Genomic DNA, 13,188 nt, shown 5'->3' with positions numbered 1-13,188 from the left:
GTGGCGCGGTGGCGCCGTCCCGCTACTCCGCGGAGCGCATGCGGCGGCGGGCGACGAGCGTGCCCGCGCCGGCCAGCGCCATCAGCGCGCCGAGGCCGCCGAGGCCGAGGGCCGCGGCGCCGTCGGTGCCCGTGACGGGCAGCGTGTCGTCGTGGTGCGCGGCCGGCTTCTGGATCGGCTTCGGGGCGGTGCCCGCGGGGTCGATCGAGGGCGCGGTCGGCGCCGGGGTGGGCGTGCCGGGCAGCGTGGGCAGGCCCGGGATGACCGGTCCGCCCGCGTCCTCGCCGGTCAGCTCGACGGTGCCGCCCTGGGTGAGGCCCGACTCGAGGCCCGCGACGGACACCTGGTACGTGCCGGGCTGGACGTCGCCGAACAGGATGACCGGCTGCGCGAACGTGCCGTCCACGTCGGCGCGCACGAGGTCCTTGAGCGAGCGGGTGCCGACGCCGACGCCCGCGTTCTCGTCGCTGAGCTGGATCACGCGGCCGTCGGGCGCGGTGACCGTGACCTCGACGGCCTCGTAGCGGAGGTAGCCGGTCGCGTTCACCTTCAGGCCGCCGAGGAGGCTGGTGGCCTCGGTGACGGAGATCGGCGAGATGGTGGAGAACGACGCCTCGGCGCGCACGAACGGGCCGACGGGCGCCTCGGCGAAGCGCACGAGTCCGCGGATCTCGCCCTTGACGGTGAGGTCGAGGCCGACCTGCGTCAGCGTGACGCTGGCGGTCTTCGAGTCCTGCAGGAGCTCGGTGAAGCTCGCGGGGAAGGCGTAGGCGCCGTCCTCGCCGACGATGCCGATGCCGGCGATGGCCTTGACGCCGACCGCGTTGAAGTAGCTGGCGGTGACGATGCTGCCCGCGGTGCCGGTGCCGGCGAAGGGCACGGCCTCGTTGATCGGGAGCGCGACGCCGCGGTCGGGCGTGGTCCAGGTGAAGGGCAGCTCGACGACGGGCGCGGTCGGCTCGAGCGTCGGGAGGCCGGTCGAGGGGGCGCCGGGGGTGGTCGGGACGGCCGGGGTCGGCGTGGTCTCGACCGGGGCGTCCGCGACGGGGGCCGTCTCGTCGGCGGTCTCGGTGGGCGCGGGCGTCGGCGTCGCGTCCTCGGCCGGGGCCTCTACGGCGGGCGTCGGCGTGGCGGCGGGCGCCTCGACGGCCGGCGTCTCGACGGCGACGGGCGCGGAGTCGACGGGGACGGTCTCGGCGTGGGCGGCGGGCGCCATGGCCAGCGGCAGGATCACGAGCGAGGCCGAGAGGCAGGCGCCGGCAGCAGCGCGACGGAACGACCTGCCGCGACCTGCGGCGGGGGTGGGACGGGTCATGGCATCTCCAGTGGTGCAGGACCGCCCGTGCGCGCCATTGCTGTGCCGCGATCGTGCGGTAGAGGGGACGCGCTCCGGGGTCTCCAGGACGCGGCGGGGAGGATCTCCTTCCCACCGCCGACTGTAGGGATTCCCGCTACCCACCTGGGGAAATTCTTGGCGCAGTGTGACGCGTGTGACTCGTGATCCCCGGAGTTGCGGCGGTGACACGCGGGATCGACCCCCGGATTGGGGTGCCCGCGGGTCGCCGGCTCCGGCCCGGGCGGGCGTCAGACGGCCGGTGCGAGCACGAGGTCATCGCCCGCGACGGCGAGCAGGACGACCTGGTCGCGGCCCGCCCGTCGGCCCGTCACGGACGGCAGGTCGAGCAGCGCGCGCGGCGCGACGGGACCCCAGCCCGCATCCGCCAGCCGGCGCACCAGCTCGCGGCGGGAGAGCCGCCTGCTCGGCTCCTCGGCGAGCGCCTGCACGACGGCGAGGTCCATCGGATCCAGGTCCAGCGGCACGCCCGCGAGCCACGCCTCGCCCGTGACCGGGTCGAGCACGAGGTCGCCCGCGGTGACCATGGCCGGGGCGAGCCCGCGCCGGCGGAAGAGCACGCGCAGCGTCTCGACCACCTCCTCGAGGCCGAACGGCTTGGTGACGTAGTCGTCCGCACCCGCGCCGAAGGCGGCGAGCCGGTCCTCGAGCGAGTCCCGGCCGGTGAGGAACAGCACGGGCGTCGCGACGCCGGCGCGCCGCAGCTCGCCCACCACCTCCACGCCCGAGACGTCGGGCAGCGTCATGTCGAGCAGGATCGCGTCGGGCGCGGCCTCGACGGCGGCGCCGACGGCGGCGCGGCCGGTGGCGAAGACGCGCACGTCCCAGCCCTCCATCCGCAGCGCGAGGGACAGCAGCTGCGTGATGGGCGCCTCCTCGTCGACCACGAAGACGCGGAGCACGCGGGGGGCCTGCCCGGGCACCGCCTGCTCGTCGTCGCGTGCGGCGGAGCTCAGGGTGCTGCCCATGCGGATCCTCTTCCGTCGTGTGCCGCCGCCGGCCCGGGGGACGGGCCGGCGGCGGATGCTCCCTGCGGAGCGCGCGGCCGGGGGTGGGCCGCGTCTCCATCCTCGCCACCGGGGAGCCGCGGGGCGTCATCCCCGGGGACCGTCACGGGTAGTCCCCACGGCGTGCACGGGCGGGGCATCGGAGACGGCGAGGAGGCGCACGGCGCGTCCGCAGGTGCGCGGCGATCGCGGCGGGCTGTCGGACGGGCCGCTCACCGGGCTGCCGGACGGGCGCCGGATCCGCGAGACTGATCCGCACGCCGACCTCACGGATCACCCCGCCCCGGCGTCTACCCGGTGTGGAGATGATGCAGCCGTTCGACAGGGTCGTGACCGAGCACGGCGCCGTGGTGCTCCGCGTGTGCCGGGCGGTGCTCGGCGGGCACGCGGACGCCGAGGACGCGTGGTCGGAGACGTTCCTGTCGGCGCTGGTCGCGTACCCGCGGCTCGGGCCGCGCGCCGACGTGCGCGCCTGGCTCGTCACCATCGCGCATCGCAAGGCCCTCGACGCGATCCGCGCCCGCGGCCGCCGCGCGCTCCCCGTCGACGAGGTGCCCGAGCGGATCTCCGACCTCGGCGTGCCGGGATCCGACGACCCGGACCTCTGGCGCGCGGTCGCCGCGCTGCCCGAGCGGCAGCGGCTCGCGGTCGCGTACCGGTACCTCGGCGGGCTGCCGTACGCGGAGGTGGCGGCCATCGTCGGCGGGACGCCCGAGGCCGTGCGGCGCGCGGCGGCGGACGGGGTCGCGAGCCTGCGGCGGTCGATGGGGGCGGATCCGCCGGGCGGCGCCCCTGGTCCCGCCGCGTCGCCGTCGCCCGCCGCCTCCGCATCCGCACCCGCAGCCGCACCCACGTCCGACGCCGCCCGAGGAGGACGACCGTGACCGACCCCGCCGACGACCCCCGCACCGACGACGCCCCCTTCCTCGACGCCGACGCGCTCGACCGCGCCGACCCGACCGCGCCCGCCCTCGCCGCCCTCCGCCTCCGCCTCGCCGACCGGGCCGAGGCCGACGGCGCCCTCGACGTGGGCTTCACGACCATCGACTCCCCCGTCGGCCCGCTCCTGCTCGCCGCCACGGAGCGCGGCCTGATCCGCGTCGCCTACTCCCGCGAGGACCACGACACCGTGCTGGGCGACCTCGCGCGCCGGCTCGGCCCGCGGATCCTGCGCGCCCCGAAGCGCCTCGACCGGGCCGCCCGCGAGCTCGAGGAGTACTTCGCCGGCCGTCGCCGCTCCTTCGACCTGCCGCTCGACCGGATGCTCTCGACCGGCTTCCGCGACCGCGTGCAGCGCCTGCTGCCGGAGATCCCGTACGGGTCCACGCGCACCTACCGCGAGGTCGCCGAGACCGCCGGCAGCCCGGCCGCCACGCGCGCGGTCGGCACGGCGTGCTCCACGAACCCGCTGCCCATCGTGATCCCCTGCCACCGCGTCCTCCGCTCCGACGGCACGCTCGGCGGCTACATCGGCGGGCTCACGGCGAAGACGACGCTGCTGGAGCTGGAGGGGCGGATCGGCCACGACGCGGACGGTCGATGACGTCGCCGTCCGCTCCCGCCCGGGGACGTGGACGGCAGCCCGCGTCCGCGTATGGTGAGCGGATGCCCGAGCGCCCGCCCCCGGCCACCCGCGGGATGCGTCGTCAGCTGCTCCGGCCGGCCCAGGCCATCGTCGCCGCGTTCGCCGGGGCCATCCTCCTCGGGACCGCCGTGCTGATGCTCCCCGTCGCCAAGCAGGGGCCGGGCGGAGCATCATTCGTCGAGGCCCTGTTCACGGCCACGTCCGCCGTCTGCGTGACAGGCCACGTCGTCGTCGACACCGCCACCTACTGGACGCCGCTCGGCCAGGTGACCATCCTGCTGCTGATCCAGATCGGCGGCTTCGGCATCATGACCTTCGCCAGCGTCATCGGGCTCGCGGTCGTGCGCCGGATGTCGCTCCGCTCGCGGATCACCGCCGCGGCCGAGGCGCACAGCACGGGCCTCGGCGACCTCCGCGGCCTGCTGCTCGGCGTCGTCCGGATCACGCTGGTCGCCGAAGCCCTCGTCGCCACCGCCCTCGCGCTCCGCTTCTGGCTCGGCTACGGCGAGCCGTTCGGCCGTGCCCTCTGGCTGGGTGCCTTCCACTCGGTGTCGTCGTTCAACAACGCGGGCTTCGCGCTGTTCAGCGACAGCCTCATGTCGTACGCCACCGACCCCCTCGTCTGCCTGCCGATCGCGGCGTCCATCATCGTGGGCGGGCTCGGCTTCCCGGTCATCGTCCAGCTCCGCCGCCATCTCACGCTGCCGCGCGTGTGGACCGTCACGACCCGGCTGGTCCTCGCGGGCACGCTCGTGCTGCTCGTCCTCGGCACGGTCTACATCACCGCCATCGAGTGGTCGAACCCGAGGACCCTCGGCGCCATGGACTGGCCCGGACGGATCCTCGCCGGGTTCTTCACGTCCGTCCAGACCCGGACGGCGGGCTTCAACAGCATCGACACCGGCGCCATGGATCCGGCGAGCTGGTTCGGCATGGACGCGCTCATGCTGATCGGCGGCGGCCCCGGCGGCACCGCGGGCGGCATCAAGATCACGACCTTCGCCGTGCTGTTCTTCATCCTCCTCACCGAGCTCCGCGGAGAGCGCGCGGTCAACGTGCTCGGGAAGCGGCTCCCCCGCTCCGTGCAGCGCGAGGCCATCACCGTCGTCCTCCTCGCCGTCGCGGTCGTGGTCATCGCCACCGTCGCGCTGATGCTGCTGACCGACATCAGCACGGACCGCCTCCTCTTCGAGGTCGTCTCCGCCTTCGGGACGGTCGGGTTGTCCACGGGCATCACCGCGGACCTGCCGACGGCCGGACAGCTGATCCTCGTCCTCCTGATGTTCATCGGGCGCCTCGGCCCCATCACCTTCGCGACGGCGCTCGCACTGCGCACGCGCCGCATCACCTACGAGCTCCCTCAGGAAAGGCCCGTCATTGGCTAGGTTCCCCTCCCTCGTCCGATCCCCCACCACACGGATCGCCCAGGCGGACTCCGTCGCCGTCATCGGCCTCGGCCGCTTCGGCAGCGCCCTCGCGTTGGAGCTCATGGCCAGCGGCGTCGAGGTGCTGGGCATCGACGACCGGGAGGAGGTCGTGCAGAACCACGACGGCCTCCTCACGCACGTGGTGCGGGCCGACTCGACCAGGGAGGACGTGCTCCGCCAGCTCGCCGTGCCGGACTTCGACCGGGTCGTGGTGGCCATCGGCGGCGATCTGCAAGCCAGCATCCTCACGGCGTCGCTGCTCCTGAAGCTGCGGATCCCGACCATCTGGGCGAAGGCCGTCAGCGAGCCGCACCAGGAGATCCTGGCCCAGCTCGGGGTCCACCACATCGTGTCGCCGGAGAAGGACATGGGCAAGCGCGTCGCGCACCTGGTGCGCGGGGCGATGGAGGACTACATCGAGGTCAGCCGGGACTTCGCGCTGGTGAAGACGACGCCGCCGCTCGCGATCCTCGGCGTGCCCATGTCGGAGACGCGTGTGCGGGCGAGGTACGGCGTCACCGTCACGGCGTTCCACCGGCCGTCCGACGGGTGGACGTACACGAGCCTCGACACCGTGCTGCAGGAGGGCGACATCGTCCTCGTCGCCGGCGCCCCGGACCGGGTGGAGGCCTTCAGCCAGCTCCGCTGACGGCGTCGCGCGGGATCCGCCACGGGGAGGACGCGGGCGGACGGGACCCGCGCATAGCCTGAGCGCATGAGCGATCCGAGGACCCCGGGCGGCGCCGGCCGCCTGCGCGACGCGGGGCTCGCCGCGCTCTTCGCGATCGGCGTGCTGCTCGCGCTGACCCGCGAGGACCTCGATCCGCTCGGCCCGCTGCTGATGGTCGTGAGCGCGACCGTGTTCCTGGCGGCGACGATCGTCCGGTGGCGTCGCCGGGACGCATCCCGCTGACCGCCGCGCCCGACCGCGTCCCCCACGAGGCGGACGCGGGCGCGCGGCTCGGCTCCCTAGCGTGGGCCCATGACCGATCCGACGACACCCGGCAACCCCGCGGATCCGCCTGCGGAGGACGACGCGGACTCCTCGAGCACGAACGCCTCGTTGGGCATCGTGTTCGCGATGCTCGGCCTCGTGCTGATGCTGACCCTCGACGACACCCGCGTCGCCGGCCTCCCGTTCGTGATCCTCGGCGTCACCTTCCTCGTGATGAGCGTGCGGCCGAAGAAGCGCGAGCGCGACGTCGCCGCGGCGCACGACGACCCGCCCCCGACGGCGTAGACAGGGGCATGTCCACCTCGCCCGGCCACCCGCGCCTGCTGCAGACCGTCCTCGACGCGCCGGATCCGCGCCGCCTCGCCGAGTTCTACCGCGAGCTGCTCGGCTTCCGGTACCGGCCGGGCGACGAGCCCGATGCGACCGACCCGGATCCGGACTGGCTCGTCCTCGTCGACGACGACGGCGCCCGCCGCCTCGCCTTCCAGCTCGCGCCCGGCATGCCCGCGCCCCGCTGGCCCGAGGGATCGCCGCCGCAGATGCTGCACCTCGACCTCACCGTCGGATCCGTCGCGGACCTCGAGCGCCAGCGGTCGCGTGCGGTCGCGCTCGGCGCCGAGGTGCTGCAGGACCGGTCGGCGGATCCGGACGAGCCCCTCTTCGTGCTGCGGGATCCCGCGGGCCACCCCTTCTGCGTCTTCGTCGCGCCCGAGGATCAGTCCGCGTCGTAAACCGTCGACCGGCTGCGCTCCGCCCAGGCGTCGACGTCGGCGCGCAGGTCGTCGAGCGCGCCCGTGACGATCTCCACGGCGTCCGCGCCGAGCAGCAGGTAGTAGGGAGCGCCCTCCTCGACCGCGTCCACGAGCACCTTCGCGCCGAGCGCGGGGTCGTTGGGCTGCGTGCCGTCGGTGGTGTCGTTCTCCTTGCGGCGCTTGCCGGCGGTCGCGGCGTAGTCGTCGATCACGGTGGACGACTGCGTGAGCGAGCGGCCCGAGAAGTCGGTGCGGAAGGATCCGGGCGCGACCACCGTCGCGACGATCCCGAGCGGCTCGAGCTCGGTGCGCAGCGCCATCGTCATCTGCTCGATGGCGGCCTTGACGGCGCCGTAGTAGCCGGATCCGGCGCCCGTCCGCGCGGCGCCGATCGACGAGAGGTTCACGATGGTGCCGCTGCGGCGCTCGCGCATGCCGGGCAGCACGGCCTTGATCATGCGGACGCTGCCGTGGAACTGGGTGTCGAACAGGCGCGCGACGTCCTCGTCGTCGCCCTCCTCGACGGCCGCGCGGTAGCCGTAGCCCGCGTTGTTGACGAGCACGTCGACCCCGCCGAAGCGGGCGGTGGCCTCGTCGACCGCGAGCGACACCTGCGCCTGGTCGGTCACGTCGAGGTCGAGCGCGAGGGCGTGCTCGGGGAAGCGGTCGGCGAGGTCCTGCACGTTCGCGGCGTCGCGCGCCGTGACGACGACGTCGTGCCCGCGCTCCAGCGCCTCGACGGCGAAGGCGCGCCCGAGTCCGGTGGAGCATCCCGTGATCAGCCAGGTCGTCATGCGCGTTCCTCTTCCTCGTGGATGCGGTGGGGCGGCCGGTGCGGCGCGGCCCTCGTCGAGGCTAGGCGCATCGGGCCGCGGCGGCTGGGCGAGCGGGACCGGCTTCCCCTCCGCCACCGCCGCTCCGGCGGGAACCGGGCTACCGTCGGGATGGATGAGCGACGACGCCCGACACCCGGACTCCGACCCCGACCCGCGCACGTCGTGGACGGCGCGCCGCGGTCCGCTCCTCACCGTCGCCCTCATCGTCGGCATCTCGCCGTTCGCGACCGACCTCTACATCCCCGGCCTGCCGGCCATCGCCGCCGACCTCGACGCCTCCACGGCGTCGGTGCAGCTGACGCTGACCGCCTTCCTCGTCGCGTTCGCCGTCGGGCAGCTGGTGATCGGGCCGATCAGCGACGGCGCAGGCCGCCGGCGCATCCTCCTCACGGGGACCGCCCTCTTCACCGTCGCCAGCGTCGTCTGCGCGATCTCGCCCGACGTGACGACGCTGATCCTCGCCCGCGTCGTGCAGGGCCTGGGCGGTGCCGCCGCGGCCGTCTCGGCCCGCGCGATGGTCGGCGACGCCTCCACCGGCGCCCTCCGCAGCCGCCTCTTCGCGACGCTCGCCGTCGTCAACTCGGTCGGACCGGTCGTCGCCCCGCTCGTCGGCGGCCTCGTGCTGACGTTCTCGTCCTGGCGCGCCGCGTTCCTCGTCCTGGCGGCGCTGGGCCTCGCACTCACCGTCGCCGCGGCTCGCCTGCTCCCCGAGACGCTCGTCCGCACCGGCGCGGGCGGCACGTCGCCGCGCGCCGTCCTCGGCCGCATGGCGGAGCTGCTGCGGATCCCCCGCTTCCGCTGGTACCTCGTCACCGGCTGCGCCGCGACCATCGGGTTCTTCTCCTACATCGCCACCTCCTCCTTCGTCTTCCAGGAGCAGTACGGCTTCGGCGAGGCCCTCTACACGCTGGTGTTCGCCTCGAACGCGTCCTGCATGATCGCGTCGACCCTCGTCTTCCGCCGCCTCATCGGACGCTTCGACGAGGACCGCCTCTTCACGGTCGGCCTCGCCACCTGCGCGCTCGGCTCGACCCTCGTGCTGGTCGGGGCCCTCGCGGGGACGGGCCCCGCGCTGGTCTGGCCGGCCCTCGCCCTCGTCACCGCGGGCTGGGGGTGGGTGATCCCCGGCTCCATCACCCTGACGCAGGCGCTCGGCCATCGGCACCCGGGCACGGCCTCGGCGCTCGTCGGCGGCCTGCAGTTCGGGCTCGGCGGGCTGGCGACACCGCTCGCGGGCGCGCTCGGAGGCACCGCGACCGCCATGGGATCGCTGATGTGCGGCTTCATCGTGGTCGGGCTCGCCGCGCAGCTGTGGGCCTCGCGGGCCCGCGCCGGCGGATGACCGCGGTCGGGACGGAAGGGCGTCGGGGCGCGCCGCCCGCACGACACGACGGCCGGATCCCGAGGGATCCGGCCGTCGTCACGCGCGGTGATGCGGGCGCTACTCCGCGGAGCTCGAGCGCAGGCGGCGACGGGCGACGACCGCACCCGCGCCGACGAGCGCCATCACGGCGGCGAGACCGCCGAGGCCCAGGGCGGCAGCCCCGTCCGTGCCCGTGACGGGGAGCTGGTCGCCGTGGGAGACGGGCTTCGCGATCGGCTTCGGAGCCGTGCCCGCGGGGACGACCGACGGCGCGGCGGGCGCCGGGACGGACGTGCCGGGCTGCGTGGGGAGGTCCGGGATCACGGGCGTCGCCGCCTCGTCCGCCGTCAGGAAGAAGTCGATGCCCTGCGCCATGCCCGACTCCAGGCCGCGGACGACGAAGAAGTACTTGCCCGGCTGGAGGGGTCCGTACAGGGAGAGGTCCTGGCGGTAGGTGCCGTCCTCGTCCGCGCGGACGCGGTCCTGGAGCGAGCGGGTGCCCACCGGGGGATCGATGGGGATCCCGGGGTCGACGCCGCCGACGCTGTCGATGTTGACGCCGACGTACTGCCCGTCCTCGTCCTGGATGGTCACCTCGACGGCCTCGTAGCGGAGGAAGCCGGTCGCGGCGGGGCGGATCCCGATGCGCTTGTCCTTCGCCTCGGAGATGCTGAGCGTCATCCGCTCGAGGGTGAAGCCCACCTCGCCGCGCACGAACGGCCCGACGGGGGCCTCGGCGAAGCGGATGGTGCGCGCGAGGTCCTGCGTCAGGGGCTCCTCCGTGTCGAGCGCCACCTGCGTGACCGTGACGCGCGCGGTCGTCGCGCCCTCCGTCAGGTCGCCGAAGTCGGCGGCGAAGGACCACGTGCCGTCGTCCTCCACGAAGCCGTAGCCCGCGATCGCGAGCTGGCCGTCGGCATTGGTGTACGTGGCCGAGACGAGGCTGCCCGGGTAGCCGATGCCGGTGAAGGGCACGCCCTTCGAGATGGTGAGGGGCGCTCCCAGGTCGGGCCCGGTCCAGGTGAGGGGCCGCTCGACGCCGGGGGCCTCCGCGGCAGGCGTCGGTGCGCCGACCGCGGATGCGGGGTTCGGCGTGGCCGCGGCGGCCGGCTCGAGGGGCGCATCGACGACGGGCACGGCCTCCCCGGTGGCGGCGGGGACCGGGGTCGCGTCCTCGGCGGACGCATCGATGGCAGGGGTCGCCGCGGGGGTCGGCGTCGCGGCAGGAGCCTCGGCGGCGACGGAAGCCTCGGCGGCAGGGGTCGCCTCGACGGCGGTCGGCGTCGCGTCGACGGGAGCCGTCGCGGCGTGCGCGGCGGGCGCCAGCGCGAGGGGCAGCAGGGCGAGCGACGCCGAGAGGCAGGCGCCCACGGCTGCGCGGCGGAAGGACCGGCCGCGAGCGGCGGTCGTGGTGGTGGTGCGGGTCATGACATCTCCAAGGTGTGCAGGACCGCGCATCCGCGTCATCGCTGTGCCGCGGACGTGCGGAGAGGGAACGCGTCCCAGGGCCTCGGCGACGCGGTGGGGAGGATCAGCTCCCCACCACCGACTGTATGGATCGGCCCCTCCGCCCCGAGGATGACGTCCGCTGCCCCGCACGGCGTACACGGGCGGATCCATGCGGATCGTGGTCGCGGACCGCCCCTGTTCTGGGGTGCTCGTGGAGGCCCCGATGCGGGACGCGACATCGGGCGCCGCGCGTGGCGGCCATCCGCGGAACGCCCGCCCGCATGACCGCACCCTGCACGCCCACCCGCATCCCGCCCCGAGGTGGCACGATGAGGCGACGATGCTGCCGGGCCCGACCGTCGCATCCGCGAGACGGGGTCCCGGCGCCGCCTCAGGAGGATCCCCGTGCACCGCCCGGATCACGGTCAGATGACGTCCCCGCTCCACCTCCCCGCCTCGGCGGCCCGCTCGTGAGCGGCCCGAAGCTCCTGCGGGCGCCCGAGCAGCGGCGGCGGCGCGCGGGATTCACCGCCTGGCTCCTCGACGGCCTGCCCGGCGCGTCCGGCGCGCACCCCGGCCCGCACGCCGAGACGGTCGAGAAGACGCACTCGTGGTGGCGCGTCATGTGCCTGACGGGCGTCGACTACTTCTCCACCCTCGGCTACCAGCCGGCCATCGCGGCGGTCGCGGCAGGTCTCCTGTCGCCGCTCGCGACGCTGGTGCTCGTCCTCCTCACGCTCCTCGGCGCGCTCCCCGTCTACCGGCGCGTTGCGCGCGAGAGCCCCCGCGGCGAGGGATCCATCGCCATGCTCGAGCGGCTCCTCCCCTGGTGGGGCGGCAAGCTCTTCGTGCTGGTGCTGCTCGGGTTCGCGGCGACGGACTTCCTCATCACCATCACGCTGTCGGCGGCGGATGCGACCGCGCACGCCATCGAGAACCCGTTCGCGCCCGCCTGGTTCGAGGGCAACGAGGTGCTGCTGACGCTCGTGCTCATCGCGGCGCTCGCGTTCGTCTTCCTGCGCGGGTTCCGCGAGGCGATCTCCATCGCGGTCGCGCTCGTCGCGGTGTTCCTCACCCTCAACGCGATCGTGATCGTCGTCTCGCTCTTCCACGTGGCCGGCAACCTCGTGATCGTCGACGACTGGTGGGCCGCCCTCACGGCGCAGCACGGCAACCCGCTCGTGATGGTGGGCATCGCGCTCATCGTGTTCCCGAAGCTCGCGCTCGGCCTCTCCGGCTTCGAGACCGGCGTCGCCCTGATGCCGCAGGTGCGCGGCGGGGACGACGCCGACGGGGTGCCGCGCACCCGGATCCACGGCACGAAGCGGCTGCTGACGACCGCGGCCCTCATCATGAGCGCGTTCCTCATCACGTCGAGCTTCGTGACCACCATGCTGATCCCGCAGGCCGAGTTCCAGGAGGGCGGCACGGCCAGCGGGCGCGCGCTCGCGTACCTGGCGCACGACTTCCTCGGCGACGGCTTCGGCACGCTCTACGACATCAGCACGATCTGCATCCTCTGGTTCGCGGGCGCCTCCGCGATGGCCGGCCTCCTCAACATCGTGCCGCGCTACCTGCCGCGCTACGGCATGGCGCCGCACTGGGCCGCCGCCGTCCGCCCGCTCGTGCTCGTGTTCACGGCGATCGCGGTGCTGGTGACGCTCGTGTTCCAGGCCGACGTGAACGCGCAGGCGGGGGCGTACGCGACGGGCGTGCTGGTCCTCATCACCTCGGCCTCCACCGCGGTGACGCTCTCGGCCCGGAAGGCGGGGCAGCGCAAGCGCACCATCGGCTTCGCCGCCATCGCGACGGTGTTCGCGTACACGACCGTGGTCAACGTCATCGAGCGGCCGGACGGCGTGCGCATCGCGGCGCTGTTCATCCTCGGGATCCTCGTGGTCTCGAGCGTCAGCCGGGTGCAGCGCTCGTTCCAGCTGCGCGCCACCTCGCTCACGATGGACGAGCGGGCCCGCGCCTTCGTGGTCGAGGACGCGGAGGACTACGGCGCGGTCAGCATCATCGCGCACGAGCCGGACGAGCCCGGCGAGGGGCTCACCGAGGAGCAGCACGACGCCGAGTACCGGCGGAAGGCGAGCGAGGAGCGGCGCGACAGCGGGATCCCGGCGCGCGCCCCCGTGATCTTCCTCGAGGTGACCCCGGGCGACTCCTCGAACTTCGAGGAGGACCTCCTGGTGCAGGGCGTCGTGCGGCACGGCTTCCGCGTGCTCCGGGTCACGAGCGGCAACGTGCCCAACACGATCGCGGCCGTGCTGCTGGCCGTGCGCGACCTCACGGGCGTGAAGCCCAGCGTCTACTTCGAGTGGACGGAGGGGTCCCCCGTCGGCAACCTCCTCCGCTTCCTCGTGACGGGCACGGGCGAGGTCGCGCCCGTCACGCGCGAGGTGCTGCGGCGGGCCGAGCCGGTGCGGTCCCGGCGGCCGGACGTGCACGTGAGCTGAG

Annotated in this window: 13 protein-coding genes; 9 read left to right on the top strand and 4 right to left on the bottom strand. The window is 74.4% G+C overall.

Annotation, left to right across the window (positions count from 1 at the left end; all coding sequences use genetic code 11):
- Positions 1-22: 22 nt before the first annotated feature.
- A complete protein-coding gene (locus BFL37_RS14820; RefSeq protein WP_086514949.1) occupies positions 23-1,315 on the bottom strand; it encodes an LPXTG cell wall anchor domain-containing protein in 1,293 nt (430 codons plus the stop codon).
- Positions 1,316-1,584: 269 nt separating this feature from the next.
- A complete protein-coding gene (locus BFL37_RS09845; protein ID WP_086514948.1) occupies positions 1,585-2,322 on the bottom strand; it encodes a response regulator transcription factor in 738 nt (245 codons plus the stop codon).
- Between the two features lie 347 nt (positions 2,323-2,669).
- On the opposite strand from BFL37_RS09845, the gene BFL37_RS09840 reads away from it, so the two are divergent.
- From BFL37_RS09840 to BFL37_RS09810, 7 genes are all read left to right on the top strand, one after another.
- Positions 2,670-3,245, top strand: coding sequence for an RNA polymerase sigma factor (locus BFL37_RS09840; RefSeq protein ID WP_086515298.1), 576 nt, complete (start codon positions 2,670-2,672; stop codon positions 3,243-3,245).
- Entirely contained in the window at positions 3,242-3,904 is a 663-nt protein-coding gene (locus BFL37_RS09835) for a methylated-DNA--[protein]-cysteine S-methyltransferase (protein ID WP_086514947.1), read from the top strand. The genes BFL37_RS09840 and BFL37_RS09835 overlap by 4 nt, the downstream gene beginning before the upstream one ends.
- Before the next feature lie 62 nt (positions 3,905-3,966).
- Entirely contained in the window at positions 3,967-5,331 is a 1,365-nt protein-coding gene (locus tag BFL37_RS09830) for a TrkH family potassium uptake protein (RefSeq protein WP_086514946.1), read from the top strand.
- A complete protein-coding gene (locus BFL37_RS09825) occupies positions 5,324-6,022 on the top strand; it encodes a potassium channel family protein (RefSeq protein ID WP_241533944.1) in 699 nt (232 codons plus the stop codon). Before BFL37_RS09830 ends, BFL37_RS09825 begins: the two co-directional genes overlap by 8 nt.
- A 66-nt stretch (positions 6,023-6,088) precedes the next feature.
- Positions 6,089-6,286, top strand: a complete 198-nt coding sequence (locus tag BFL37_RS09820) for a hypothetical protein (RefSeq protein ID WP_086514945.1) — start codon at positions 6,089-6,091, stop codon at positions 6,284-6,286.
- Positions 6,287-6,355: 69 nt separating this feature from the next.
- A complete protein-coding gene (locus BFL37_RS09815; RefSeq protein WP_086514944.1) occupies positions 6,356-6,613 on the top strand; it encodes a hypothetical protein in 258 nt (85 codons plus the stop codon).
- 8 nt (positions 6,614-6,621) lie between these two features.
- Positions 6,622-7,059 (top strand): VOC family protein, encoded by a 438-nt coding sequence (locus BFL37_RS09810; RefSeq protein ID WP_086514943.1) that lies wholly within the window; start codon positions 6,622-6,624, stop codon positions 7,057-7,059.
- Here BFL37_RS09810 and BFL37_RS09805 read toward each other — a convergent pair.
- Positions 7,044-7,874 carry an oxidoreductase gene (locus tag BFL37_RS09805; RefSeq protein ID WP_086514942.1) on the bottom strand — a complete coding sequence of 277 codons (831 nt, stop codon included), beginning with the start codon at positions 7,872-7,874 and terminating at the stop codon, positions 7,044-7,046. The two genes, BFL37_RS09810 and BFL37_RS09805, sit on opposite strands and share 16 nt — an antisense overlap.
- A 154-nt stretch (positions 7,875-8,028) precedes the next feature.
- Here BFL37_RS09805 and BFL37_RS09800 point away from each other — a divergent pair, with 154 nt between their 5' ends.
- On the top strand, positions 8,029-9,258 hold the full coding sequence (locus BFL37_RS09800; RefSeq protein WP_086514941.1) for a multidrug effflux MFS transporter: 1,230 nt from the start codon (positions 8,029-8,031) through the stop codon (positions 9,256-9,258).
- 99 nt (positions 9,259-9,357) lie between these two features.
- On the opposite strand, the gene BFL37_RS09795 is transcribed toward BFL37_RS09800, so the two are convergent.
- Positions 9,358-10,707, bottom strand: a complete 1,350-nt coding sequence (locus tag BFL37_RS09795) for an LPXTG cell wall anchor domain-containing protein (protein WP_086514940.1) — start codon at positions 10,705-10,707, stop codon at positions 9,358-9,360.
- 491 nt (positions 10,708-11,198) lie between these two features.
- Here BFL37_RS09795 and BFL37_RS09790 point away from each other — a divergent pair, with 491 nt between their 5' ends.
- On the top strand, positions 11,199-13,187 hold the full coding sequence (locus tag BFL37_RS09790; protein ID WP_086514939.1) for an APC family permease: 1,989 nt from the start codon (positions 11,199-11,201) through the stop codon (positions 13,185-13,187).
- Position 13,188 lies beyond the last annotated feature (1 nt).

The sequence above is a fragment of the Clavibacter michiganensis genome (assembly GCF_002151125.1).
Taxonomy (GTDB): Bacteria; Actinomycetota; Actinomycetes; order Actinomycetales; family Microbacteriaceae; genus Clavibacter; species Clavibacter michiganensis_C.
This window is presented reverse-complemented; position numbering and strand designations above follow the sequence as displayed.